Source organism: Kocuria sp. WN036, assembly GCF_002287015.1.
Taxonomy (GTDB): domain Bacteria; phylum Actinomycetota; class Actinomycetes; order Actinomycetales; family Micrococcaceae; genus Kocuria; species Kocuria rosea.
In genome coordinates this window covers 209356-233149 of sequence record NZ_NSKF01000001.1, presented here as the reverse complement: position 1 = coordinate 233149, position 23794 = coordinate 209356, and the positions used below count along the sequence as shown (strand labels likewise).

Here is a 23794-nt window from a genome sequence, read left to right as displayed (position 1 = left end):
CATGAGCGCTTCCGACATCGAGGCGCCGGCACGCTCCGGCACCGACAAGGGCCTGAGCAAGGGCGCCGTGGGGCTGCTCGGCTCCGTGGTCATCGGCGTCTCCTGCATCGCCCCGGCCTACACCCTCTCCGCCGCCCTGGGCCCCACCGCCGCGGAGGTCGGCACCTCCCTGCCGGCGATCTTCCTGGTGGGCTTCATCCCCATGCTGCTCGTGGCCTTCGGCTACCAGCAGCTCAACCGGGCCATGCCGGACTCTGGCACCACCTTCACCTGGGGCTCCAAGGCCTTCGGGCCGTGGCTGGGCTGGATGGGCGGCTGGGGGCTGCTGGCCGCCACCATCCTGGTGCTCTCCAACCTCGCCGGTGTGGCCGTGGACTTCCTCTACCTCGCCCTCGCCCAGATCACCGGCAACGACGCCATCGCCGAGCTGACGCGCAACGTGCCCGTCAACGTGGCCACGTGCCTCGTGTTCGTGGCCCTGGCCGCCTGGATCTCGTACCGCGGGATGGAGACCACCAAGGCGTTCCAGTACGTGCTCGTGGCGTTCCAGGCGGTCGTGCTCCTGTGGTTCTCGATCGCGGCCTTCGGCCACGTGGCCGCCGGCACCGCCTACGAGGGGCTGACCGTGCGCGCCGAGTGGTTCAACCCGTTCGGCGTGGAGTCCTTCTCCGCGTTCGCGGCGGGCGTGTCCCTTTCCGTGTTCATCTACTGGGGCTGGGACGTGGTGCTCACCATCAACGAGGAGACCAAGGGCTCGGCGACCACCCCGGGCCGGGCCGCCCTGACCACCATCTTCGTGATCGTGGCCCTCTACATGACCATCGCCCTCGCGGTGCTCACGTTCTCCGGGGTCTCCGACCAGGGGCTGGGGATGGGCAACGAGGAGATCCAGGAGAACATCTTCGCGGCCCTCGCGGGGCCCGTGATGGGCCCCTTCGCGATCCTGATGTCCCTCGCGGTGCTGTCCTCCTCGGCGGCCTCCCTGCAGTCCACGTTCGTCTCCCCGGCCCGCACGATGCTGGCCATGGGCTACTACGGCGCGCTGCCGGGGAAGTTCGCCCGGGTCACGCCGCGGTTCCAGACCCCGGGCTACGCGACGGTCGCGGCGGCCGTGATCTCCGCCGGCTTCTACGCCGTGATGCGCGTGGTCTCCGAGAACGTCCTCTGGGACACCATCACCACCCTCGGCATGATGGTCTGCTTCTACTACGGGGTCACCGCCCTGGCCTGCGTGTGGTACTTCCGCCGCGAGGCCTTCCGGGGGCCGAAGAACGCGTTCACCAAGTTCCTCGCGCCGCTGCTCGGGGGGATCCTGCTGCTCGTGTTCTTCGGGCAGACGGCCTACGACTCGATGGACCCGGACTACGGCTCCGGCTCGCAGATCGGCGGCGTGGGCCTCGTGTTCCTCCTGGGCGTGGGCATCCTGCTGCTCGGCGTCGCGATGATGCTCGTCCAGTACCGGCGCAACCCGGCCTTCTTCCGGGAGCGCTTCGAGACCACCGAGCTGCCGGTCCTGGACTAGCCCCTCCCTCCTCCCCCTCGCGGGGGGGGGGGAGGGGGACGGTCACCAGATGTTGACGCGCTCCTCCGGGGGCAGCCACAGGCCGTCGCCGGGGCGGGTGCCGAAGGTGTCGTGGAACGCGAACATGTTCTGCACCACCCGGTTGCAGCGGAACTCGTCCGGGGCGTGCGGGTCGGTGGCCAGCCGGTTGACCAGCTCCTGCTCCCGGGCGGTCGAGCGCCACAGCGCCGCGTAGGCGTAGAAGAAGCGCTCCGCGCCGGTCAGGCCGTCGAGCACCGGCGCGCTGTCCTGGTCCAGGCCCCGCTCGGCCAGGGACATCCGGTAGGCCACCAGGGCGATCTCCAGCCCGCCCAGGTCCCCGATGTTCTCGCCCACCGTGAAGGCCCCGCTGACGCGGTGCCGGGCCGGGTCCAGCCCGCGCGGCGTGCAGCCGTCGTACTGGGCGACGAGCGCGGCGGTGCGGTGGGCGAACTCCGCCCGGTCCTCGTCCGTCCACCAGTTCTCCAGGTGGCCCAGGGCGTCGTACTTGGCGCCCTGGTCGTCGAAGCCGTGGCCGATCTCGTGGCCGATCACGGAGCCGATCGCGCCGTAGCACACGGCGTCGTCGGCCTCGATGTCGAAGAACGGCGGCTGCAGGATCCCGGCGGGGAAGACCACCTCGTTGAGCACGGGGTGGAAGTAGGCGTTGACCCAGTGGGGGTAGAGGAACCACTCGCCGCGGTCCACGGGGGTGCCCATCTTCCCGACGGTGCGGTCGTGCTCCAGCGCCAGCCCCGCCCGGACGTTGCCGAGCAGGTCCTCGGGGTCCGGCTCCAGGGAGGAGTAGTCCCGCCAGGTCTCCGGGTAGCCGACCTTGACCGTGAACGTGGACAGCTTCTCCAGGGCGCGGGCCCGGGTGGCCTCCGACATCCACTCGAGCCGCGAGATCCGCTCCCGGTACGCGGCCAGCAGGTGCGCCACGAGCTGCTCCACCCGGGCCTTGTGCGCCGGCGGGAACCAGCGGGCCACGTACTCGCGCGCCACGTCGTCGCCGAGGATCCGGGTGACCAGGAACTCGGCCCGCTTCCAGCGCTCGCGGGGGCGGGTGATCCCGGACAGGGCGGTGCTGTAGAAGCGGAAGTTCTCCTCGACGAACGGCCGGGGCAGGAACGGGGCGCGCTTGGACACGATCCGCCACGACTGCCAGATCCGGATCTGCTCCTCGGACCACACCTGCCACAGCCGGCCCAGCTGCGCCACGAAGGAGGGCTGGCGCACGATGACCCGGTCGAAGATCCCCGCGCCGCGCTCCGGGGCGGTGCCCTCGAGCCACGCCGTCCACGGGAAGCCGGGCGCCATGGCCTCCAGGCCGGCCACGTCCACGGGGTTGTACATCTCCTCGACGTCCCGTGCGGAGACGGTGTCCCAGTGGGCGGCGGCGAGCTGCGTCTCCATGGCGAGCACGGTCGCCGCGGCGTCCCCGGCGGGCACGCCCCAGCGGGCCGGCAGGCCCGCGAGCTCGAGCATCGCCGCGACGTGGGCGGTGAACGCCGTGCGCAGCCGCTCGTGCTGCGGGTCCGTGTAGTAGCTGTCCGTGGGCAGGGACAGCCCGTCCTGGCGCAGGAAGAAGGAGTAGCGGGAGGAGTCCCGGGAGTCGTTCTCCACGAAGAAGGACAGCGGCCCGTCCACGCCGGTGCGGTGCAGGGCGGCCGAGGCGCGGGCGAGCCCCTCCCGGCCCCGGGCGGCGTCGAGCACCGCGAGGTCCGGGTCCAGGGCGGCCAGGCCGCGGCGCTCGATCTGCGCCTCGTCGAGGAAGGACCGGTACAGCGCCCCCATCCGCGACCCGGCGGGCGCCTCCTGCACGATCTCGTGCACCCGCTGCGTGTTCCGGTCGGTGAGGATCGCGGAGGCGCCGTCGAACGCACGGTCGTCCGGCAGCTCGTGCGCCTCGATCCAGCCGCCGTTGACGTGGCGGTACAGGTCGTCCTGCGGTCGGACGCCGGGATGGGCGTGCTGCAGCTCGAGGCCGGAGTCGGTGGTCACGGGAGCTTCCCCTGTCGTCGTGGCGGGGCGGAGGGCGCGGGGGCGTCCGCCCGGCTCCAGCCTGCGGACGACGGCGCCGCGGCCCGCTTCGCGCGGGCCACGGCGGCCGTGCTGCTCGTCACCCCCGTGGACCGGGGGCGACGACGGGTCAGCTCGCGGCCGGCTCCGGGCTCGCGGACCCTGCCGCCTCGCCGGTGCCCAGCCACTTGCCCTCGAGCTCCTCGAGGGTGCCGTCCTCCCGCATGGTCGCCAGCGACTCGTTGACCTGCTCGAGCAGGGCCGTGTTGTCGGTCTTCACGGCGAGGCCCAGCTGCTCACCGGTCTCGATCTCCTCGACCAGGCGCAGCTCCGGGTTGTCCGTGATGGCCGGACCCATCACGGAGATGTTGCCGATGACGGCCTCGACGTCACCGGTGTTGAGCCCCTGGATCATCAGGGCCGAGTCCTCGTACTGCACGACCTCGGCGTTGTTCTCCTGGGCCTGGGTCTCGCCCGTGGTGGCCTGCTGCACGCCCACGCGCTTGCCCTGGACGTCGGCCACCGAGTCGATGTCGGCGTCCGGGGCGACCAGCAGCGCGAGGTTGTCGTCGAGGTAGGGCTCGGAGAAGTCCATGACGGACTCGCGCTCCTCGTTGATGGTCATCCCGGAGGCCGCGAGGTCGCACTGGTTCGAGTCCAGGGCCACACCCGACTGGATGCCCTCGAAGGAGGTGCGGAGGAACTCCGTCTCGACCCCCATGTCCTCGGCGATGTTGTTCACCAGGTCGATGTCGAAGCCGACGGTCTCCCCGCCCTCCGTGAACTCGAAGGGGCGGTAGGGGATGTCCGAGCACACCGTGAGGGTGCCCGGGGTGATCAGGCTGATCTCCCCGCCGTTCGCGCTCGTGTCGCCGCCGGCGGCGTCCCCGCCGTCGTCGGTGCTCGTGCACGCGCTCAGGGCCAGCGCGGAGACGGCCAGCACGGACAGGGTCGCTGCCCCGTGGAACCTGCTCTTCATGGATCTGTCCTTCCCTCGGGAGGTGGCGGTCCGCCGTCGGCTGCACGGCGTCGTGCCCGGTGCGCGGCCCGCCGGTGAATGTGCCTCAGTGTAGGTGTTCGCGCGTTGCCGGGATGTTGCACACCACTGGTCGGTAGTCAATTCATTGTCCCCACTCCGGGCGACACCTCCGGGGCGGCGCGCCCGGGCGCCCGCGGCGGAGCCCTCCGGCGCCGGCCGTGCTCGGCGGATTCGGCACAATGGCCCCATGACCCGCACCGAGGACCAGCGCCGCAGCGACCGGGGCGCGCGATGACCGCGCCGCAGGCCCCCGCGAGCGTGCGCGTGGACGTGTGGCTGTGGGCGGTGCGCGTGTTCAAGACCCGCTCCGCCGCCACGGCCGCGTGCCGTGCCGGCCACGTGAAGATCGACGGCACCTCGGTCAAGGCCGCCCAGCCGGTGCGGCCCGGCCAGCGGGTGGCCGTGCGCCGTCCCGGTCACGAACAGGTCCTGGAGGTGGTGCAGCTGCTGACCAAGCGCGTCGGGGCGCCGGTCGCCGCGAAGGCCTACGTCGACCACAGCCCGCCCCCGCCCCCGGCGCTGCACGCCGCGGTCCCGCGGCGGGACCGGGGCACCGGGCGGCCCACCAAGAAGGACCGCCGGGAGATGGACCGCCTCCGGGGGCTGTGACGGCGTCCGCGCGGCGTTCCGTGCGCGCTCCCAGGAAGGCGCAGAATAATCCGCACTGCACGTGTGCCGTGGGTCACCCCGCCGTCCGGCGGTCCGACCCGCGGCCGGAACCCGAGGAGTTCGACCCATGGCACTGCTGGACACATCGGTGTGGACCGGAAAGATCTACGTCAACGGATGGCGCGACGGCCGCGGCGGCACCGAGGACGTCACGAACCCGTCGACGGACGAGACGCTGGGGCAGATCGGCTTCGCCTCCCCCGAGGACGTGTACGAGGCGGCCGAGAAGGCCGCGGCGGCCCAGAAGGAGTGGGCGGCGCTGAAGCCCTCCGAGCGCGCCGCGGTGCTGCGCCGCGCCGGCCTGCTGTTCGAGGAGCACGCCGAGGAGGTCATGGACTGGGTGGTCCGGGAGACCGGGGCGATCCAGCCCAAGGCCGGGCTGGAGGCCTCGGTCGCGGCCGCGGAGTGCTACGAGTCCTCGGCGCTGCCGAGCCACCCGCACGGGGAGTACCTGCCCTCCGACGCCCCGCACTGGTCGCTGTCCCGCCGGGTGCCGGTCGGGGTGGTCTCGGTGATCTCGCCGTTCAACTTCCCGCTGATCCTCTCGATCCGCTCCGTGGCCCCCGCCCTGGCCCTGGGCAACGCGGTGCTGCTCAAGCCGGACCCCCGCACCTCGGTCACCGGCGGCGCGCTCATCATGCGCGTCTTCGAGGAGGCCGGGCTGCCGCACGGCGTCCTGCAGCTGCTGCCCGGCGGCGGTGACGTCGGGGCCGCCACGGTCGAGGCCCCGCACGTGAACGTCGTGTCCTTCACCGGGTCCACGGCCGCCGGCCGGCACGTGGGCGCCGCGGCGGCGCAGCACCTCAAGCGCGCCCACCTCGAGCTGGGCGGCAACAACGTGGTCATCGTCCTGCCCGGCGCGGACGTGGACCTGGCCGCGGGGGTCGGGGCGATGGGCTCCTTCTTCCACCAGGGACAGATCTGCATGACCACCGGGCGCCACCTGGTGCACGAGGACCTGCACGACGAGTACGTGGACAAGCTCGCGGCGAAGGCGGAGGCCCTGGTGGTCGGGGACCCCTCCGGCGGACCCGTGCACCTCGGCCCGATCATCGACGAGCGCCAGCTCAAGGCCATCGACGCGATCGTGCAGGAGACCGCCATCGCCGGCGCCCGGGTGGTGGCCGGGGGGTCCCACGAGGGCCTGTTCTACCGGCCCACGGTGCTCTCCGAGCTGACCCACGAGATGACGGCCTGGAAGGACGAGATCTTCGGGCCGGTGGCGCCCGTGATGAAGGTGTCCAGCGCGGAGGAGGCGGTGGAGTTCGCCAACGCCTCCGAGTACGGGCTCTCGGTGTCCATCGTCGGGGACGTCGGCGAGGCCATGAAGATCGCCGACAGGATCCGCTCCGGCAAGATCCACATCAACGAGATGACGGTCGCCGACGAGGCCAACGCCCCCTTCGGCGGCATGGGCGCCTCCGGCACCGGCTCCCGGTTCGGCGGGCCGACCGCCAACATCGACGCGTTCACCGAGACGCAGTGGATCACGATCAGCCCGGACGTCCCGCACTACCCCTTCTGAGCACCGCCGCTCCCGGGCCGCGTCCCGTCCGGGGGTGCGCCGCGGGGGGCGGGAGGTCGTCGGTAGCCTGGACCGGTGACGACGACCTCCCGCCCCCGCGGCCTCAACCGGCAGATCCTGGCCCTGGCCGTCCCCGCCTTCGGGGCGCTCGTGGCCGAGCCGCTGTTCCTGCTGGCGGACTCCGCGATCGTCGGCCACCTCGGCACCCCCCAGCTCGCCGGCGTGGGCGTGGCCGCGGCCGTCCTGCAGACGGTCGTGGGGCTCATGGTCTTCCTCGCCTACAGCACCACCCCTGCGGTGGCCCGGCACCTCGGGGCGGGCCGGCTCCAGGAGGCCGTGGCGGTGGGCCGGGACGGGCTGTGGGTGGCCGCGGGGTTCGGCCTGCTCCTGTCCGCGGCGGGCTGGGCGCTGGGCCGGCCGCTGCTGGCGCTGATGGGCGCGCGCGGCGAGGTCCTGGAGCACGCCGTCGTCTACCTGCACTGGTCCCTGCCCGGACTGACCGCCATGCTCCTGGTGCTCGCGGCCACCGGTGTGCTCCGCGGCCTCCAGGACACCAGGACCCCGCTGCTCATCGCCGGGGTCGGGGCCGCGGCCAACGCGGGGCTCAACCTCCTGCTCGTGCACGGGGCGGGCCTGGGGGTGGCCGGCGCGGCGATCGGCACGAGCGCCGTGCAGTGGGCCATGGCACTGGCGTACCTGCGGATCCTCCGCCGGCTCGCCCGCGAGCACGGTGTGGGGCCCTCGACCACGTGGCCCCGGCTGCGCTCGCACCTCACGGTGGGCTCCTGGCTCATGCTGCGCACCGTCTCCCTGCGGGTCGCGATCCTCGCGACCGTCCTGGTGGTCACGGGACAGGGCGCCCAGAACCTCGCCGCGCACCAGCTCGTGATGACGTTCTTCAACTTCCTGGCCTACGCCCTCGACGCCCTCGCCATCGCGGCGCAGGCGCTGCTGGGCCGGGACATGGGGGCGCGGGACGTGACCGACCCCGTGCAGCGGCGGGCGGTCCGGGCCCTCATGAACCGGCTGGTCCTGTGGGGGCTCGGCTTCGGCGTGGTCACGGGCCTCCTGGTGGCCCTGGTCGGCACCCGGCTGGGGTTCATGCTCAGCCCCGATCCCGCGGTGCAGGCCCTGTTCGCCGCGGCCCTGCTGGTGGTGGCGGTCGGCCAGCCGCTGGCCGCCTACGTCTTCGTCCTGGACGGGGTGCTCATCGGGGCCGGGGACGCCCGCTACCTCGCGGTGGCCGGAGTGCTCAACCTGGCGGTCTACGCCCCGCTGCTGCTGCTCGTGGCGCACTCCGCCGGGACGGGGACCGGAGGGTTCGTGTGGCTGTGGACCGCCTACGCCGGCGGCTACCTGGGGGCCCGGGCCCTGACCCTGGGGCTGCGGGCCCACGGCGACTCCTGGCTGCTCCGGAACGCACGGTAACAACCCGGAGCGCACCCGGTGTTGTGGGGCGGATCACCTACGATGCAGACATGAACAGTGATCCTCGCGCAGAGAACCAGCCCACCGCCGACTCCGGGCACAACGTCGTGCTCGTCGGCATCGACGGATCCGACCAGGCCCGCCACGCGCTCGAGCGCGCCCTCGAGGAGGCCCGCGCCCAGGACCTGACCGTGCGCCTGCTCGGCGCCTATCCGGTCATCGGGGTCGGGGACCCCGGCCTCGAGATGCGGTTCACCGAGGCCGTGATGAAGGAGAACGCCGGCCACCTGGCCGAGGCCCGGCAGACCGTGGAGCAGGCGGGGCTGCCCGTCGAGGTCGTGGAGGCGGGCGGGGACGCCGCCAAGGCCGTCGTGGAGCAGTCGGGCGAGGCCGCGCTCGTGGTCATGGGCAAGCGCGGCCGCGGCGGCGCGCTGCGCGGCCGGCTGGGCTCGGTGTCCGCGGCGGTCGCCGCGCACGCGAAGTGCCCGGTGATCATCGTCCCCGAGGCCGCCGAGAGCCGGAGCCCCGAACGGCACCCCGAGCGGCGCGGCGGCAGCGCGGGCGACTTCGCGCTCGAGGCCGACGGGCCGGTCAAGGCCGACCAGATCGACTTCACCGGCCGGGTGGTCGTGGGCCTGGACGCCCTCGGCTCCCGCAGCCCGGCGCTGGGCAAGGCCGTGGCCTACGCCCAGGAGCACGGCAAGGCCCTGGCGCTGGTCTCCGTGAACGGGGCCCTGTCCGGCACGCCCTCCTGGTTCCAGGACGAGTTCAACCAGGCCCGGTACTTCCACGAGGCGGACCAGAAGCTCACCCAGATCTCCGACGAGATCGCCGCGCAGCACCCCGAGCTGACGGTCGAGCACCACATCTTCGTGGGCCGGCCCGCCCGCATCCTGATGAACGCCACGCACTCCGCGGACATGGTCGTGGTGGGCTCCCGCGGCATCGGCGGCTTCCGGGGGCTGCTGCTCGGCTCGGTCTCCCAGGCGGTGCTGGAGAACGCCACCGGCCCGGTCATGGTGGTGCCCGCGCACCGCCCCTGAGCACCCCACCCCCACGGCGAGACCAGGAGGCGGCACCCCATGCCGGAACAGATCGTCGTCGGCTACGACGGCTCCGAGAACAGCGAACGGGCCCTGGACTGGGCGATCCAGGAGGCCGGCACCCTCGCCGGCGAGCTCAGGGTGGTGGTCTCCATGGGCCGGCCCGTCGCCGTGGACCCCAGTCTCTACGGGCCGTTCCTGGAGGCGATCGAGGAGGAGGCGGACAAGGTCGCCGCCGCCGCCGTCACCCGGGCCCGGGACGCCGGCGTCACCGCGGTCGCGGTCGTCGAGCGCGGTGACGCGGCCGGGGTGCTGGTGCACGAGTCGGAGGACGCCGCGTCCCTGGTGCTCGGCCGCCGGGGCCGGCGCGGGGTGCGGGGCCGCCTCGGATCGGTCACGGCCGCGGCGGCGGCGCACGCGAAGTGCCCCGTGATCGTCCTCCCGGACCGCTGGGACCCGCGGGCACGGGACGCCCGCGGGGCGACCGGCCCCTTCGCGGGCCGCGTGGTGGTCGGCGTGGACCGGCTCGGCCGGGACAACCCGGCCGTCCTGGCGGCCGGGCGGTACGCCGCACGGCACGGCGCGGGCCTGGCGCTGGTCACCGTGGTGCCGGAGGCGCTGAGCATGCCGACGGGCTCCGCGGACCTGGACCGGGCCGTGCGCGAGCAGCTCACCGAGCCCGCACAGTCCCTCGTGGACCAGGTGGCGGAGTCGGTCCGGGAGGACCACCCGGAGCTGGACGTCGAGACGTTCGTCTTCTCCGGCCAGCCGGCGGACCAGCTCGTGGAGGCCGGGCGGTCGGCGGAGCTCGTGGTGGTCGGCAGCCGCGGCTACGGCGGGTTCCGCGGGCTGCTCATGGGCTCCGTCTCCCAGGCCGTGCTGCAGGAGGGCGAGGGCCCCGTGATGGTGGTCCCGGCCCGCCGGAAGAGCTGACCCGTCCGCCCGCAGGAGGAGCCCCCGCCCGTCCAGGACCGGGGGCTCCTCCTGCGGGCGGATCCGCCGAGCGGTGCCGGCGGGCCATCCTGGGGACGAGCCCGCGGAGCGACCGCGGACGGACGGGAGCACACCGTGGACCGCAGAGCACTCGCCGCGACCGCCCTGGCCCTCGCCGCGCTCACCGGGTGCTCGGGCGGGGCGGAGGACCCGGTGGAGGTCCCCGCCCGGCCGGCCGGGTCCAACGTCCTGGACTCCGCCGGCGTCCTGACGGACGCGCAGGAGCAGCAGCTCGACGCCCTGATCGAGGACCGCGGGGCCGGCACGGACGCGGCACGCGTCGCCGTGCTCACGGTGGAGGAGGCGACCGGGTCGATCGAGGACTACGCCCGCGAGGTCGCCACCGCTTGGGAGGTGGGCGACGCCGGGGCGGACAACGGCGTGCTCGTGGTCGCCGCCACCGGGGACCGGGAGCTGCGGATCGAGACCGCGGACGGGGTGCGCGAGCGGTTCTCGGACGACGAGGCGGAACGCGTGGTGGAGGACGTGCTGGCGCCGGCCTTCGCGGACGAGCGCTACGCGCAGGGCCTCGGCGAGGCCGTCGAGCAGATCCACGTCTACGCGCAGGGCGGGGAGCCGCCGCGGGAGCCCTTCGACTGGGCCCTGCTCGGCTGGGTCGCGGGCGGCTTCGGCCTGGTCGGCGTGCTGGTGGCGTGGTGGATCGCCGCGGACCTCCGCCGCCGGCGCCGGATCGCCGACGAGGAGCTGCGGGCGGCCCGGCAGCGCGACCCGGAGCTGCGGCTCACCGAGGAGCAGCACGCGGCGTACCGGACGTACCGCTACCACCACCGCAAGCCGGACGCCGTCACGAACCCGGCCGTGTGGCTCCCGCTCTACCTGGCCAACCCGGGGCTGTACTCCGGCGGCTCGGGCGGCGGCACGAGCGGTGACGGGCAGGGCGGCTCCTCGTTCGGCGGGGGCGGCGGATTCACCGGCGGCGGGGCGTCCGGCAGCTACTGAGCCGCCCCGCACGGGGCGGGGCGGCTCAGGCGGGGAGTCCGCGCCGGGCGGCCACGAGGGAGAGCAGGTGCCGGTGCACCGTGGTCTCCCCGGTCAGCTCGGGGTGGAACGAGATGCCGACGACGGCGCCGCTCGCCACCGCGACCACCTCGCCCCGGTGCCGGGCGAGGACCTCGACGCCTTCGCCGACGCGGGTCACCGCGGGGGCGCGGATGAAGGCCGCGCGCACCACGTCCCCGCCGCGGCCCCACGCGAGCACGACCTCCTCGGAGGCCGTCTGGGGTCCGAACGCGTTGCGGGCCACGGTGACGTCCAGGACCTCGAGGGTCTGCTGGCCGGGGGCGGGGTCCTCGATGCCGGACGCGAGCAGGATGAGGCCGGCGCACGTGCCCAGCGTGGGCAGACCGCCGAGCACGGCGTCCCGCAGCGGCTCCCGCAGCCCGAACAGGCGCAGCAGCCGGTCCACGGTGGAGGACTCCCCGCCGGGCAGGACGATCGCGTCCAGCCCGGCGAGCTGCTCGGCCGTCTTCACGAGCACGGGCTCGGCGCCCAGCTCCCGCAGCATCGCGGCGTGCTCGGCGACCCCGCCCTGGAGGGCGAGGACGCCCACGCGGGGCGCGGAACTCACCAGCCGCGCTCCGCGAGCCGGTGCGGGGCCGGGAGGTCGCCCACGTTGATGCCGACCATCGCCTCGCCGAGCCCGCGGGAGGCCTCGGCGACCTTCTCGGGGTCGTCGAAGTAGGCGGTGGCCTTCACGATGGCCTGCGCCCGGGCCGCGGGGTTGCCGGACTTGAAGATCCCGGAGCCCACGAACACGCCGTCGGCACCGAGCTGCATCATCATGGCGGCGTCCGCGGGGGTGGCCACGCCGCCGGCGGTGAACAGCACGACCGGCAGCTTCCCGGTGCGGGCGACCTCGAGGACGATGTCGTAGGAGGCCGCGAGCTCCTTCGCCTTCACGTAGAGGGCGTCGGGGGAGATCCGGTAGAGGGCCTGCAGCTCGGCGATCTGTCCGCGGATGGTGCGGATGTGCTTGGTGGCCTCGGAGACGTCGCCGGTGCCGGCCTCGCCCTTGGAGCGGATCATCGCGGCGCCCTCGGCGAGCCGGCGCAGGGCCTCGCCCAGGTTGGTGGCCCCGCACACGAACGGGACGGTGAAGCGCTGCTTGTCGATGTGGTTGACGTAGTCGGCGGGGGAGAGGACCTCGGACTCGTCGATGTAGTCGACCTTCAGGTGCTCGAGCACCTGCGCCTCCACGAAGTGGCCGATGCGCACCTTCGCCATGACGGGGATGGAGACGGCGGCCTGGATGCCCTCGATCAGGTCGGGGTCGGACATGCGGGCCACGCCGCCCTGGGCGCGGATGTCGGCAGGCACGCGCTCGAGGGCCATCACGGCCACGGCGCCGGCGTCCTCGGCGATGCGGGCCTGCTCGGCGGTGACGACGTCCATGATGACGCCGCCCTTGAGCATGTCGGCGAGGCCGCGCTTGACGAGCGGGGAGCCGGTCAGCGGGGTCGCGTCCGAGGCGGTGGGGCGGGTGGTGCCGCCGGCGGGGTTCTGGGCATGGGCAGTCTGCAGATCGGTCATGGAGTCCATCCTGCGGCCGGAAGTGGTCCACCGACAGGTCCACCATCGATAGAATCTGTTGGACCACAGGAGTTCCGAGGGAGAGGAGCGGACCGTGCGGCACCCCCACGACGTCGAGCTGCCCGTGCGCGTGGACCGGGCCGATCCCGCGCCGCTGCCCGCCCAGCTCGTCCAGCAGCTGCGGGAGCTGGTGGTCTCCGGGACCCTGCGCCCGGGGGACGCGCTGCCCTCCACCCGCGGGCTCGCCGCCCGGCTGGGGATCTCGCGCGGCTCCGTGGTCACCGCCTACGACCAGCTCCACGGCGAGGGCTATCTGCACGCGACCAACGGCGCCACCGTGGTCCACCCCGACCTGGCCCGCTCCCGCACGGAGCCCCCGGCGGCCCGGCCCGGCCCCCGCCCGGCCGCGGCGCCGCGGCGCCGGACCCGGGAGCGGCCCATGATCGACCTCACGCCCGGCCGGCCCGACACCGGACGGCTGGCCACCCCGCAGTGGCGCGCCGCGTGGCGGGACGCCGCGGCCGCCGCCGGCACGGGGGCGCCCCCGCCCCAGGGCTCGGAGCCGCTGCGCGAGCAGATCGCCGAGCACCTGCGGCTGATGCGCGGCGTGGTCCGGGACCCCGAGGACCTCTTCGTCACGGCGGGCGCGCGGGACGGGCTCCAGCTGCTGCTCGCGGTGCTCGGCGGCCACGCGGGCCGCGGGCTGCGCGTCGCCGTCGAGGACCCCGGCTACCCCTCGCTGCGCCGGGTGCCGGAGCGGCTCGGCCACGAGGTGCTGCCGGTGCCGATCGACGACCAGGGCCTCGACCCCGCCCGGCTGCCGTCCGGGGCGTGGGCCGGCCCGGGGGAGTGGGAGATCGAGCGGCCCCCGGACGCCGTGATCGTCACCCCCAGCCACCAGTACCCCCTCGGGGCGTCGATGCCCGCCGCCCGCCGGCTCGAGCTGCTCGGCTGGGCGCGCGCCCACGACGCGCTGATCGTCGAGGACGACTACGACTCCGAGCTGCGCTACGTGGGCGAGCCGCTGCCCGCGCTGTCCTCCCTCGACCACGCCCCGGGCGCCGTCCCGGAGCCCCCCGCCCCCGGCCGGCTGCTCGGCGCCGGCGGCCACGTGGCCACGCTGGGCTCCTTCACCAAGGTCCTCGCGCCCGGGCTGGGGGTCGGCTACCTGCTGGCCCCGCCCGCCCTCCGGGAGGACCTGCTGCGGCTGCGCACGGACCTGGGCAACCCGGCCTCCGCGGTCGCCCAGGACGCCATGGCCCGTTTCCTGGCCGACGGCGGCCTGCGCCGGCACACCGCCCGGATGCGGCGGGAGTACCGGCGCCGGCGGGACCTGCTCACCGCGGCCCTCGCCGGGGTCCACGGGGTGCGGGCCGTGCCCATGGACGGGGGGCTGCACGCCGTCCTCGAGTTCACCGGGGAGGTGCCCCTGGCGGAGCAGGACGTCGTGGATCGGGCCGCGGCCGCGGGCGTGCGGGTGGCGGCGCTGGGCTCGTACTGGGCGCACGGCGCGGGGGGTGGCCGCCGCGGCGTCGTCGTCGGCTTCGGCGCCACCGGTGCCGCCCCGGAGGGGGACGCCCTGCCGGACGCCCTCGCGGTCCTGGCCCGGGTGCTCTCGGCGCCCGGCCCCGCACGCGGTCGCTAGACTGGCCGGTGCCCCGGGGGTCTCCCCGCCGGGGTCCTCCCGCGAGCACGCTCCCGAAAGGCGCACCGTGAACCCCGACCCGAGCACCGGCATCCACCGCGACCTGTTCGCGCCCACGCTGCTGCGCGCGCTCGTGGCACTGGTGTTCGGCGCCGTGACCGTGTTCTGGCAGGAGCCGACGCTGCCCGTGGTGGCCTGGGGCGTGGGGCTGTACCTCGTGCTCACGGGCGCGGCGAGCGTGCTCCTGCAGCTGCGCCTCAACGGCAACGACCACGTGGACATGGGCCCCACCCGGCAGATCCCGCAGTCCTACGGCGTGCTGTACCTCCTGGGCGGGGTCTTCACGATCCTGGGCGCCGACACCCCCGCGTGGCTCGTGGTCTACGCGGCGTCCATCATGGGCCTGGCCGGGCTCACGGAGCTGGCGCTCGGGCTGAAGTTCCGAACGACCTTCCCGCTGGGCCGCGACTGGACCATCGCCGGGCTGGTCACGGTCCTCGCCGCCACCGGTCTCGTCCTGGTGGTGGACCTCGGCCCCAAGGCGCTCTTCGGGGTGGTGGGGGCCGCCGCGGTGGTCATCGGCGTCACCCACCTGCTGGCCGCCCTCACGCTCCGGCACGAGGACCGCCGGGGACGGGCCCCCGCCGGGACCGCGTAGACTGGGCTACCGCACGGCAGGCCCCGGCCCGCCGGGGACATCAGCTCACGAGGAGGACCAGTGGCACAGCGCAAGGGCTCGAGAGGCGGCTTCCGGGCCGACGTCAAGGGCCCCCTGATCCTGTCCGCCGTGCTCGCGGCGATCGCGTTCGTCGCCGTGGGCATCTTCGCCAGCGGCGGCACGGACAACGCCCTGCGCCTGGACCTCGCCTTCATCGCCGCCGGCATCGCGTTCATCGTGACGCTCGTGATCAGCGCCACGCTGATGATCGTCGAGAAGCCCAACGACCCCCACCTCGGCGCGGGCACGGGCGTCAACCGCTCCTCGGCCAAGCTCTACGCCGAGGCCCGGGCCCGGCGGCAGGCCGCCGCGCGGCCCCCCGGCGAGGCCGAGTTCGGCCAGCGCGTCCGGCCCGACACCGAGGGCGAGGACCTCCTCGGCCGCCGCCCCGCCGACGGCTCCGCCCCGGCGGACGGCCCGGACGACGACGGCCCCGCCCCGCGCGCCTGAGCATCCCGCCTGCCTGAGGCCCCCGAACGAGCCGGACCCCGCGCGCCCGGGGGTCCCGCTCGTTCCGGGGCCCTGCGCGCTCCGCGCCCGCTCCCGGGAGGGACCCGCTCCGGTGGACAGCCCTGTCGCGTCCGGCCGGGCGCTGGGTAGATTGGGACGGCACCTGAGCAGCAGGGCCCGAACCCGCGCCCTGCTCGAGACCGGACGACGGGAACCAGCATGAGCCAGCAGCCGGAACCGCCCACCGAGGGCGACGAGGAGTTCGAGCGCAAGGTCCAGCAGCGGATGGCCGACCAGCAGGAGGACGGCGCCGACGAGGACCCCACGGACGTGGCCCAGGAGGACCACAAGTCCGAGGTGCCCGAGCTCGAGGAGAACGAGGAGAGCCCGGTCGACCCGGGCTCCGTCTGACCCCGGACCAGCGCCTGACACAACGCACGACGCCCCGGGAAGGGCCGATGGTCCTTCCCGGGGCGTCGTCGCGTCCGGCGGGCTCAGCGGCCGAAGCTCCGCAGCCGCAGCGAGTTCAGCACCACGAACACGGAGCTGAAGGCCATGGCGGCACCCGCGATCACGGGGTTGAGCAGCCCCGCGGCGGCCACGGGGATGGCCACCGTGTTGTAGGCGAAGGCCCAGAACAGGTTCGACTTGATGATCGACAGGGTCCGGCGGGACAGGGCGATGGCCGTGGGCACCGACCCGACGTCGCTGCGCACCACCGTGATGTCCGCGGCCTCGATCGCCGCGTCCGTGCCGGCGCCCATCGCGATCCCGAGGTCGGCCTGCGCCAGGGCCGCGGCGTCGTTGACCCCGTCGCCCACCATGGCGACCACGCGGCCGTCGTCCTGGAGGTCGCGGACCACCGCGACCTTGCCCTCCGGGCTGACGTCGGCCACGACGTCCTCGGCGGCGATGCCCGCCTCCGCGGCGACGGCCCGGGCCACGGGCTCGTTGTCGCCGGTCAGCAGCATGGGCCGCAGGCCCAGCTCCTTGAGCCGGGCGACCGCCTCGCGGGCGTCGTCCTTGACGGTGTCGCGCAGGTCGACGAAGCCGACGAGGGCCCCGTCGACGGCCACGAGGATCGTGGTAAACCCGCCCTCCTGGGCGCGGCGCAGCGCGTCGAGCTGGGCGCCGTCCAGGCGCACGCCGTTCTCGGACAGCCACGTGGTGCGCCCGACCACCACCGAGCGGGAGTGCATCCCGTCCGCCACGTGCGCGCGGACGCCGCCGCCGGGGGCCGAGACGAACCCGGAGACCGGGAACCGGTGCGGGGTGGCCGCGGCCACCGCCCGCGCGATGGGGTGCTCGGAGTGCTGCTCCACGGTGGCCGCGAGGTCCAGCACCTGGTCCCGGGAGTACCCGGACACGGGCGTCACTGCCGCCACGGAGAGCTGCCCGCTCGTGACGGTGCCCGTCTTGTCCAGCACCACGGTGTCCACGGTGCGGGTGTCCTCGAGCACCTCGGCGCCCTTGATCAGGATGCCCAGCTGCGCGCCGCGCCCCGTGCCCGTGAGCAGGGCCGTGGGGGTGGCCAGGCCGAGGGCGCAGGGGCAGGCGATCACGAGCACGGAGACCGCGGCCACGAAGGACGCGTTCACGTCCCCGGTCAGCAGGAGCCAGCCGGCCAGCGTGGCGAGGGCGATCACCAGGACGACCGGGACGAAGACCCCGGAGATCCGGTCGGCCAGCCGTGCCACGGGGGCCTTGCTCGCCTGCGCCCGGGACACCATCCGGCCCATCTGGGCCAGGGTGGTGTCGGCGCCCACGCGGGTCGCCTCGACCAGCAGCCGGCCGTTGGTGTTGATCGTGGCGCCGGTGACGGTGTCGCCGACCTCCACCTCCACCGGGAGGGACTCGCCGGTGAGCAGGGACGTGTCCACGGCCGAGCGGCCGTCCACGACCACGCCGTCGGCGGCGATCTTCTCGCCGGGGCGCACGACGACCAGGTCCCCCGGGCGCAGCTGCTCCGCGGGCACGCTCGTCTCCACGCCGTCCCGCAGGACCACCGCGTCCTTCGCGCCGAGCTCCAGCAGCGCGCGCAGCGCCTCGCCGGAGCGGGCCTTCGCCCGGGCCTCCAGGTAGCGGCCCAGCAGCAGGAACGCGGTGACCAGGGCGCCGGTCTCGAAGTAGAGCTGGTGCCCGCTCATGTCCATCGCGTGGCCGAGCATCGCGCCGGCCGTCATGCCGGGCTCGCGCAGCAGGTTCCACAGCGAGAACAGGTACGCGGCGGACACGCCCAGGGACACGAGGGTGTCCATGGTGGAGGTCAGGTGCCGGGCGTTGACCGCCGCCGAGCGGTGGAACGGCCACGCCGCCCACGTCACGACCGGCAGGCTCAGGGCCGCGACCACCCAGCCCCAGTGCGGGAACTGGAAGCCGGGCAGCATCGAGATCACGAACACCGGGAGGGAGAGCGCGGCCGCCACGAGGAGGCGCCGGCGCAGGGACTCGGGCGAGCGCAGCGAGGACGCCTCGCGCCCGGCGACCCGGGCCATGGCGTCGGAGCCGTCCGGGCCGCCTGCGTCGTCGCCCCCGGGCGCGTTCTTGAGGACGGCCCCGTACCCGGCCTTCTCGACCGTCTCGACGACCTGCTCGTCGCTCACGCCCGCGGGGACGTGGACGGTGGCGGTCTCGAGGGCGAGGTTGACGGAGGCGTCGACGCCGTCGAGCCGGCCCAGCTTCTTCTCGACCCGGCTGACGCACGAGGAGCACGTCATGCCCGTGATCTCGAGCTCGAGGGTGCGCAGATGCCCGGCGACCTCGGTGGGGACGGGCGTGCGGGTCTCAGGCAACGGTGTACCCCGCTTCCTCGACGGCCTCCTCGATCTCGGCCGCCGACAGCTCGCGGGTGGACGTCACGACCACGGGGGAGACCCCGCCGGCCACGAGGTCGACGTCGACGGACTCGACGCCCTCCAGCTCGGTGAGCTCCTCGGTGACGGACCTGACGCAGTGGCCGCAGGTCATTCCGGAAACGTTGACGGTGGTCTGCACGATGGGCTCCTCGGGGTTTCGGTGGGGTGGTTCAGCGGGGTGGGTCAGCTCTTGAGCAGGCGCGCGATGGCCGCGGACGCCTCCTGGAGCTTGTCGTCGACACTCGTGACGTCCCCGGACTCCTGGGCGGCCTCGACGGCGCCCACGACGCAGTGGCTCAGGTGCTCGTCCAGCAGGCCCAGGCTCACGGCCTTGAGGGCTGACTGGATCGCGGAGATCTGGGTGAGGACGTCGATGCAGTACTTGTCCTCCTCGACCATCCGGTGGATGCCCCGGACCTGGCCCTCGATGCGCCGCAGGCGCTTGAGGTACGCGTCCTTGTCCTGGGTGTACCCGTGCGGCGGGGTCTGGGTCATGGGTCCTCCTCGGTCGTCCTGCAACCACTGTATACCCCTTGGGGGTATAGCTCAAGCGGCCGGTCCGCCGCGGCCCGGCGATGTGCCAATCTTGAGGCATGGCTTCACTGATCGAGGACTACGCCCTGCTCTCGAACATGCGCACGGGTCCGCTCGTCTCCCGCACCGGGTCCATCGACTGGCTGTGCGCGCCCCGGTTCGACTCCCCCTCGGTCTTCGGCGCCCTGCTCGGGGAGCCCGACCACGGGCGGTGGCTGCTCGCCCCCGCCTGCACGGTCGCGGAGGGGGCCGACGGCGAGGTCCTCGACGAGGAGGACAGCGGCGCCCAGGTCGCCGAGCGGTTCTACGTGGAGAACACGTTCGTGCTGCAGACCGTGTGGGTCACCGACTCGGGGTCCGTGCGCGTGACCGACTTCCTCCCGCTGACCTCCCGCACGGACGTGGTCCGCCGCGTCGAGGGCCTCACCGGCGAGGTCGAGATGTACCACGAGCTGCGGGTGCGCTTCGGCTACGGCGCCGTGGTCCCCTGGGTCAGCCGCTTCGAGGGGGAGGAGGACCCCGGCGGCGGCGACCCCGCGCCCCCCATGCTCGTGGCCATGGCCGGCCCGGACGCCCTCGTCCTGCGCGGTGAGCCCCTCCCCGAGTCCACGGACGACGACGACGAGCGCCGCCACCGCGGGACCTTCACCGTCTCCGCCGGCCAGGCACGGGACTTCGTCCTCACGCACTTCCCGTCCCACCGCACGCCCCCGGCGCCGGTCGACGTCAACGAGCAGCTCACCCGGACCGTGGAGCTGTGGCAGGACTGGTCCGGGCTGTACTCCCCGCCGGCCGTCGGGGAGGACGAGCCCGTGCACATCGTCCCGGTCCGCGGCCACGCCGTGGCCCGGCGCTCGGACGTGGTCCGGCGCTCGCTGCTCGTGGTGCGGGCGCTGATGCACCAGGAGACGGGCGGGCTCGTGGCCGCCCCCACCACGTCCCTGCCGGACGTGGTGGGCGGGGAGCGCAACTGGGACCACCGCTTCGCCTGGCTGCGGGACGCCGCGATGGCCCTCGAGGTCATGCTCGACCACGACCACGACCGCGAGGCCGCCCAGCTGCGCAACTGGCTCCTGCGCGCCGTGGCGGGCGACCCGCACGACCTGCAGAACATCTACGGGGTCGCGGGGGAGCGCCGCGGGCGCGAGCACCAGCTCGACCTGCCCGGCTACGAGCGCTCCCGGCCGGTCCGCGAGGGCAACGGCGCCGCGGGCCAGCACCAGTCGGACGCCGTGGGGCACGTCATGGTGGTGTTCGAGAAGCTCCGCCGGCGCGGCGCCGTGGAGGACCACCTCTCCTGGCCCCTGCAGCAGGCGATGCTGCGCTCGGTCGTGGAGAACTACGAGGTCACGGACCAGGGCCTCTGGGAGATGCGCGGCGAACGGCAGTACTACACGCACTCGCGCGTGCTGATGTGGGCGGCGCTCCAGTGCGGCGTGGACGCCGTGCGCGTGCACGGCCTGCCCGGCGACGCGCAGCTGTGGGAGCAGCTGCGGGACGCCCTCGCGGAGGAGATCTGGACCAGCGGCTACGACCCCGAGGTCGGCTCCTTCGTGCAGTACTACGGGGCGAAGACCGTGGACGCCTCCCTGCTCCAGCTGCCGCAGGTGGGGTTCGTGGCCTACGACGACGAGCGGATGCTCGGCACCGTGCGGCGGATCGAGGAGGAGCTGCGGCACCCCAGCGGGCTCATCCACCGCTACCGCAACGTCCTGGGCCCGGTGGACCCCGATGACCCCGACGCGTACGCCGGTGTCATCGGGGTGGACGGCTTCCCGGGCCAGGACAACCCGCACCTCGGCGCGTCCCTGTGGCTCGCCGCCCAGTACGCGCGCTCGGGCCGCACGGACAGCGCCCGGAAGCTCGTGGACTCCGTGCTGTCCCGCGCCAACGACCTCGGGCTGCTCTCCACCGAGTGGTCGCCCGAGCAGCGGCGGATGACCGGCAACTTCCCGCAGACCTTCACCCACCTCGCCCTCGTCCAGGCCCTGGACGCCCTCGACGCCGCCCAGGGGCGCCGCGCCCCGGCGGCGCCGCAGGAGAGCCCGGCCGAGACCCCGGATGCGGCCGGGGCCGGCACGGGCGGGTCGTCCGCCGTCGCCGGAGGCGCCTCGTGAGCCACGCGGCTCCGGTCGACTGGCGGTCCTCGCCGGCGGTCCGGATCGGGCTGTCCGTGTCCGTGGCCACCGGGCTGTACGGCATCTCCTTCGGCGCCCTGTCCGTGGCGGCGGGACTGACCTTCTGGCAGACCGTCGCCCTGTCCGCGCTCATGTTCACGGGCGGCTCCCAGTTCGCCTTCATCGGCGTGGTCTCGGGCGGAGGGGCCGGGGCCTCGGCGCTGGGCGCCGCCACGCTGCTCGGGATCCGCAACGCCGTCTACGGGATGAGCATGAACGCCCTCGTCCGCCCGCGGGGCTGGCGCCGGCTCCTCGCCGCGCACGTGACCATCGACGAGTCCAACGCGGCCGCGTCCTCCCAGGTGCACCCCGTCGAGGAGCGGCGGGGCTTCTGGACCGCGGGCCTGGGCGTGTTCGTGCTCTGGAACCTGTTCACCGTGCTGGGCGCCCTGCTGGGCAACGCCCTCGGCGATCCCGCGCGGTGGGGCCTGGACGGCGCCGCGGTGGCCGCGTTCCTGGGCCTGCTGTGGCCGCGGCTGAGCGCCCGGGAGCCCGTGGCGGTCGCGGTGGTCTGCGGCCTCGTCACGGCCCTGACGATCCCCGTGCTGCCGGCGGGCCTGCCGATCCTCGTGGCCGCCGTGGTCGCCGCGTTCCTGGGCCGCTCCCGCGGGCCCGGGCCGGCCCCGTCCGGCGCGGCGTCCGGCCCCGGCGCCGAGGGGGCGGAGGCGTGAGCATGTGGTTCTGGGTGCTCGGGGCGTGCGCGCTCGCCTACGCCCTGAAGCTCGTCGGCTACCTCGTGCCGGACCGGGTGCTGGACGACCCGCGCGTCGGGCGCATGGCCGGCACCGTCACCGTGGGCCTGCTCGCCGCGCTCGTGGTCATGAACGCGTTCGGCTCCGGCCAGGAGCTGGTGCTGGACGCCCGGCTGGGCGCGCTGCTCGTGGCGGGAACGGCCCTGATGCTGCGGGCCCCGTTCCTGCTGGTGGTGGTGCTGGGGGCGGTCGCGGCGGCCGTGCTCCGGCTGCTCGGCGCGCCCTGACGCCTCACGTCAGGCGACGCTCGGCAGGATGTTGTGGTTGAGCCGGAACAGGTTGCCCGGGTCGTAGCGGTTCTTCAACTCGACGAGACGCCGGTGCGTCCGCTCCCCGTAGGCCTGCCGCGCGGTCTCGGGCGTGACGGGGCCGTGCTCGGCACCGAGGAAGTTCACGTAGAGGCCCGCGTCGGCGAACGGTTCCACGGCGGCGTGGGCCTTCCGGGCGAACGCGGTGAGGCGGGCGTCGTCGGCGGCGTCCGGCCAGTAGCCGTAGACGTTGAGCCAGTACCGCGCGGACCGGTTGGGGAAGGCGGTGGCGCCGGCGGGCACCCGCCCGAAGAACCCCTCCATGTGGTGGATGTCGATGCCCGTGCCGAACCAGGTGATCTCCGAGGCCGCGCCGAGCAGGGCGTCGACCACCTCGTCGTCGAGACGGGAGAACGAGGCGTTCTTCCAGTAGCCGCGGGCCCCCTTGGGGAAGAGCTCGTCCATGGCCGACTGCCACTCGGTCCACTGCACCGGGCCGACCTCCTCCTCGTCCGGCGGGGCGTCGGCCCGCAGCCGGTCGACCAGGCGCAGGCCCTCGGCGTGATCGGGCGACATCCAGGCGAAGCCGATGATCAGCCAGGGCTCGTCGCCCATCCCGAAACTCGGCGGGAACCGGAGGATCGAGACGATGCCGTTCATCTCGTCCGGCAGGTCGTCGGTCCAGCGGGCGAAGGCCTGCAGGGCCGTGCGCCAGTGCTCGCGCCCGTAGATCAGGTTCCCGCCCAGCACGGACGCGGGCAGCTCCCTGGCCCGGAACGTGAAGGAGGTCACGACGCCGAAGTTCCCCCCGCCGCCGCGGATGCCCCAGAACAGGTCCGGGTTGTGCTCCGCGTTGGCGTGCAGGTGCTCCCGCGTCCCGGTGATCACCTCGGCGTCCACGAGGTTGTCGAGGCTCAGGCCGTTGCTGCGCGTCAGCCAGCCGACGCCGCCGCCCACGGTCAGGCCCGCGACCCCGGTGGCGCTCACCACGCCGAGGGGCACCGCGAGACCGTGCGGGACGGTCGCGCGGTCGACGTCGGCCAGGGTGGCGCCCGGCTCCACGGTCACGCGCCGGGTCTCCGGGTCCACCTCGACCCGCCGCAGCGCGCCGAGGTCCAGGACGAGCCCGCCCTCCACGGTGCCGTGGCCGGCCACGTTGTGCCCGCCGCCGCGGACCGCCAGCGGCAGGTCCGTGTGCTGCGCGGCGGCCAGCACCGGGTCGATGTCGGACACCGCGCCGGCCTGCACGACAGCGCGGGGCCGCACGTCGACCATGCCGTTCCAGACCCGTCTCGCCTCGTCGTAGAGCGGGTCGTCGGGCTCGACCAGCGTCCCTGTGAGATGGGTGCGCAGCTTCTCGAGCTCTCGGGCGATCTCCTGGTCGTGCTCCCCGCGGTCCACGGCATTCATGGGGCTGGCTTCCTGTGGGCGGGGCGCGCGCCCCCGGGCTGGTGCTCGTGCTCGACGGCGGTGCGCGGACCGTCGTCGGCGATGCCGGAAGGGTCACGGGCGGACTCGGAGCGGTCCGGGCGCTCGGCCCCGCCGGGGCTGGAGTTCCGGTGCGGGGGGATGCGGAACGGCGCACAGTGGCGCTGTCTCCAGAGTA

At 74.2% G+C, this 23794-nt stretch carries 22 protein-coding genes; 14 read left to right on the top strand and 8 right to left on the bottom strand.

Annotated features, from left to right (window positions below; genetic code table 11):
- Nucleotide 1 precedes the first annotated feature (1 nt).
- Nucleotides 2-1522: an APC family permease gene (locus tag CK505_RS01070; RefSeq protein ID WP_035925380.1), complete on the top strand. Its 1521-nt coding sequence runs from the start codon at nucleotides 2-4 to the stop codon at nucleotides 1520-1522.
- Between the two features lie 42 nt (nucleotides 1523-1564).
- Here CK505_RS01070 and CK505_RS01065 read toward each other — a convergent pair whose 3' ends face one another.
- The gene (locus tag CK505_RS01065; RefSeq protein ID WP_095649899.1) at nucleotides 1565-3544 is read right to left on the bottom strand and encodes a M13 family metallopeptidase; all 1980 of its coding nucleotides are present in this window, start codon (nucleotides 3542-3544) and stop codon (nucleotides 1565-1567) included.
- A 148-nt stretch (nucleotides 3545-3692) separates the two neighbouring features.
- Entirely contained in the window at nucleotides 3693-4541 is an 849-nt protein-coding gene (locus tag CK505_RS01060; RefSeq protein WP_095649898.1) for an ABC transporter substrate-binding protein, read from the bottom strand.
- Between the two features lie 291 nt (nucleotides 4542-4832).
- Between CK505_RS01060 and CK505_RS01055 the strand changes: the two genes are divergently transcribed.
- From CK505_RS01055 to CK505_RS01030, 6 genes are all read left to right on the top strand, one after another.
- On the top strand, nucleotides 4833-5210 hold the full coding sequence (locus tag CK505_RS01055) for an RNA-binding S4 domain-containing protein (protein ID WP_017832942.1): 378 nt from the start codon (nucleotides 4833-4835) through the stop codon (nucleotides 5208-5210).
- Nucleotides 5211-5337: 127 nt separating this feature from the next.
- Nucleotides 5338-6795, top strand: coding sequence for a benzaldehyde dehydrogenase (locus CK505_RS01050; protein WP_095649897.1), 1458 nt, complete (start codon nucleotides 5338-5340; stop codon nucleotides 6793-6795).
- Between the two features lie 75 nt (nucleotides 6796-6870).
- The gene (locus CK505_RS01045) at nucleotides 6871-8223 is read left to right on the top strand and encodes an MATE family efflux transporter (protein ID WP_095649896.1); all 1353 of its coding nucleotides are present in this window, start codon (nucleotides 6871-6873) and stop codon (nucleotides 8221-8223) included.
- Nucleotides 8224-8273: 50 nt separating this feature from the next.
- A complete protein-coding gene (locus CK505_RS01040) occupies nucleotides 8274-9266 on the top strand; it encodes a universal stress protein (protein WP_031282733.1) in 993 nt (330 codons plus the stop codon).
- Between the two features lie 39 nt (nucleotides 9267-9305).
- Nucleotides 9306-10199, top strand: a complete 894-nt coding sequence (locus tag CK505_RS01035) for a universal stress protein (RefSeq protein WP_095649895.1) — start codon at nucleotides 9306-9308, stop codon at nucleotides 10197-10199.
- A gap of 135 nt (nucleotides 10200-10334) precedes the next feature.
- Entirely contained in the window at nucleotides 10335-11219 is an 885-nt protein-coding gene (locus tag CK505_RS01030) for a YgcG family protein (RefSeq protein ID WP_141246756.1), read from the top strand.
- Between the two features lie 25 nt (nucleotides 11220-11244).
- On the opposite strand, the gene pdxT is transcribed toward CK505_RS01030, so the two are convergent.
- Together pdxT and pdxS are read right to left on the bottom strand one after the other, a co-directional pair.
- On the bottom strand, nucleotides 11245-11850 hold the full coding sequence (gene pdxT / locus CK505_RS18645) for a pyridoxal 5'-phosphate synthase glutaminase subunit PdxT (RefSeq protein ID WP_211309910.1): 606 nt from the start codon (nucleotides 11848-11850) through the stop codon (nucleotides 11245-11247).
- Nucleotides 11844-12809 carry a pyridoxal 5'-phosphate synthase lyase subunit PdxS gene (gene pdxS / locus CK505_RS18640; RefSeq protein ID WP_217987511.1) on the bottom strand — a complete coding sequence of 322 codons (966 nt, stop codon included), beginning with the start codon at nucleotides 12807-12809 and terminating at the stop codon, nucleotides 11844-11846. Before pdxS ends, pdxT begins: the two co-directional genes overlap by 7 nt.
- A gap of 94 nt (nucleotides 12810-12903) precedes the next feature.
- On the opposite strand from pdxS, the gene CK505_RS01020 reads away from it, so the two are divergent.
- The 4 genes from CK505_RS01020 to CK505_RS01005 all read left to right on the top strand — a co-directional run bounded on the left by CK505_RS01020 (nucleotide 12904) and on the right by CK505_RS01005 (nucleotide 16033).
- Nucleotides 12904-14454, top strand: coding sequence for a PLP-dependent aminotransferase family protein (locus CK505_RS01020; RefSeq protein ID WP_126346891.1), 1551 nt, complete (start codon nucleotides 12904-12906; stop codon nucleotides 14452-14454).
- Between the two features lie 67 nt (nucleotides 14455-14521).
- The gene (locus CK505_RS01015; RefSeq protein ID WP_017832951.1) at nucleotides 14522-15112 is read left to right on the top strand and encodes a DUF308 domain-containing protein; all 591 of its coding nucleotides are present in this window, start codon (nucleotides 14522-14524) and stop codon (nucleotides 15110-15112) included.
- Between the two features lie 60 nt (nucleotides 15113-15172).
- The gene (locus CK505_RS01010) at nucleotides 15173-15622 is read left to right on the top strand and encodes a hypothetical protein (protein ID WP_017832952.1); all 450 of its coding nucleotides are present in this window, start codon (nucleotides 15173-15175) and stop codon (nucleotides 15620-15622) included.
- A 219-nt stretch (nucleotides 15623-15841) separates the two neighbouring features.
- A complete protein-coding gene (locus CK505_RS01005; protein ID WP_017832953.1) occupies nucleotides 15842-16033 on the top strand; it encodes a hypothetical protein in 192 nt (63 codons plus the stop codon).
- Between the two features lie 83 nt (nucleotides 16034-16116).
- On the opposite strand, the gene CK505_RS01000 is transcribed toward CK505_RS01005, so the two are convergent.
- The 3 genes from CK505_RS01000 to CK505_RS00990 all read right to left on the bottom strand — a co-directional run bounded on the left by CK505_RS01000 (nucleotide 16117) and on the right by CK505_RS00990 (nucleotide 18972).
- A complete protein-coding gene (locus CK505_RS01000; RefSeq protein ID WP_244296712.1) occupies nucleotides 16117-18339 on the bottom strand; it encodes a cation-translocating P-type ATPase in 2223 nt (740 codons plus the stop codon).
- A 67-nt stretch (nucleotides 18340-18406) separates the two neighbouring features.
- Nucleotides 18407-18616 (bottom strand): heavy-metal-associated domain-containing protein, encoded by a 210-nt coding sequence (locus tag CK505_RS00995; RefSeq protein ID WP_017832955.1) that lies wholly within the window; start codon nucleotides 18614-18616, stop codon nucleotides 18407-18409.
- 44 nt (nucleotides 18617-18660) lie between these two features.
- Nucleotides 18661-18972, bottom strand: a complete 312-nt coding sequence (locus CK505_RS00990) for a metal-sensitive transcriptional regulator (protein WP_017832956.1) — start codon at nucleotides 18970-18972, stop codon at nucleotides 18661-18663.
- Nucleotides 18973-19070: 98 nt separating this feature from the next.
- On the opposite strand from CK505_RS00990, the gene CK505_RS00985 reads away from it, so the two are divergent.
- From CK505_RS00985 to CK505_RS00975, 3 genes are read left to right on the top strand one after another with little or no spacing between them, the layout of a single operon-like run.
- Nucleotides 19071-21128, top strand: a complete 2058-nt coding sequence (locus CK505_RS00985) for a glycoside hydrolase family 15 protein (RefSeq protein WP_035925407.1) — start codon at nucleotides 19071-19073, stop codon at nucleotides 21126-21128.
- Nucleotides 21125-21859: an AzlC family ABC transporter permease gene (locus CK505_RS00980; RefSeq protein WP_035925410.1), complete on the top strand. Its 735-nt coding sequence runs from the start codon at nucleotides 21125-21127 to the stop codon at nucleotides 21857-21859. The genes CK505_RS00985 and CK505_RS00980 overlap by 4 nt, the downstream gene beginning before the upstream one ends.
- On the top strand, nucleotides 21856-22167 hold the full coding sequence (locus CK505_RS00975; RefSeq protein ID WP_035925411.1) for an AzlD domain-containing protein: 312 nt from the start codon (nucleotides 21856-21858) through the stop codon (nucleotides 22165-22167). Before CK505_RS00980 ends, CK505_RS00975 begins: the two co-directional genes overlap by 4 nt.
- A gap of 9 nt (nucleotides 22168-22176) precedes the next feature.
- Here CK505_RS00975 and CK505_RS00970 read toward each other — a convergent pair whose 3' ends face one another.
- The gene (locus tag CK505_RS00970; protein ID WP_095649891.1) at nucleotides 22177-23598 is read right to left on the bottom strand and encodes an FAD-binding oxidoreductase; all 1422 of its coding nucleotides are present in this window, start codon (nucleotides 23596-23598) and stop codon (nucleotides 22177-22179) included.
- Nucleotides 23599-23794 lie beyond the last annotated feature (196 nt).

What these genes read in the sequence shown, in the direction of transcription:
- CK505_RS01070 (WP_035925380.1), top strand. Translation starts at nt 2, where the DNA reads ATGAGCGCTTCCGACATCGAGGCGCCGGCACGCTCCGGCACCGACAAG.
- CK505_RS01060 (WP_095649898.1), bottom strand. Translation starts at nt 4,541, where the DNA reads ATGAAGAGCAGGTTCCACGGGGCAGCGACCCTGTCCGTGCTGGCCGTC.
- CK505_RS01055 (WP_017832942.1), top strand. Translation starts at nt 4,833, where the DNA reads ATGACCGCGCCGCAGGCCCCCGCGAGCGTGCGCGTGGACGTGTGGCTG.
- CK505_RS01050 (WP_095649897.1), top strand. Translation starts at nt 5,338, where the DNA reads ATGGCACTGCTGGACACATCGGTGTGGACCGGAAAGATCTACGTCAAC.
- CK505_RS01040 (WP_031282733.1), top strand. Translation starts at nt 8,274, where the DNA reads ATGAACAGTGATCCTCGCGCAGAGAACCAGCCCACCGCCGACTCCGGG.
- CK505_RS01035 (WP_095649895.1), top strand. Translation starts at nt 9,306, where the DNA reads ATGCCGGAACAGATCGTCGTCGGCTACGACGGCTCCGAGAACAGCGAA.
- pdxS (WP_217987511.1), bottom strand. Translation starts at nt 12,809, where the DNA reads ATGACCGATCTGCAGACTGCCCATGCCCAGAACCCCGCCGGCGGCACC.
- CK505_RS01005 (WP_017832953.1), top strand. Translation starts at nt 15,842, where the DNA reads ATGAGCCAGCAGCCGGAACCGCCCACCGAGGGCGACGAGGAGTTCGAG.
- CK505_RS01000 (WP_244296712.1), bottom strand. Translation starts at nt 18,339, where the DNA reads ATGACGTGCTCCTCGTGCGTCAGCCGGGTCGAGAAGAAGCTGGGCCGG.
- CK505_RS00990 (WP_017832956.1), bottom strand. Translation starts at nt 18,972, where the DNA reads ATGACCCAGACCCCGCCGCACGGGTACACCCAGGACAAGGACGCGTAC.
- CK505_RS00985 (WP_035925407.1), top strand. Translation starts at nt 19,071, where the DNA reads ATGGCTTCACTGATCGAGGACTACGCCCTGCTCTCGAACATGCGCACG.
- CK505_RS00970 (WP_095649891.1), bottom strand. Translation starts at nt 23,598, where the DNA reads ATGAATGCCGTGGACCGCGGGGAGCACGACCAGGAGATCGCCCGAGAG.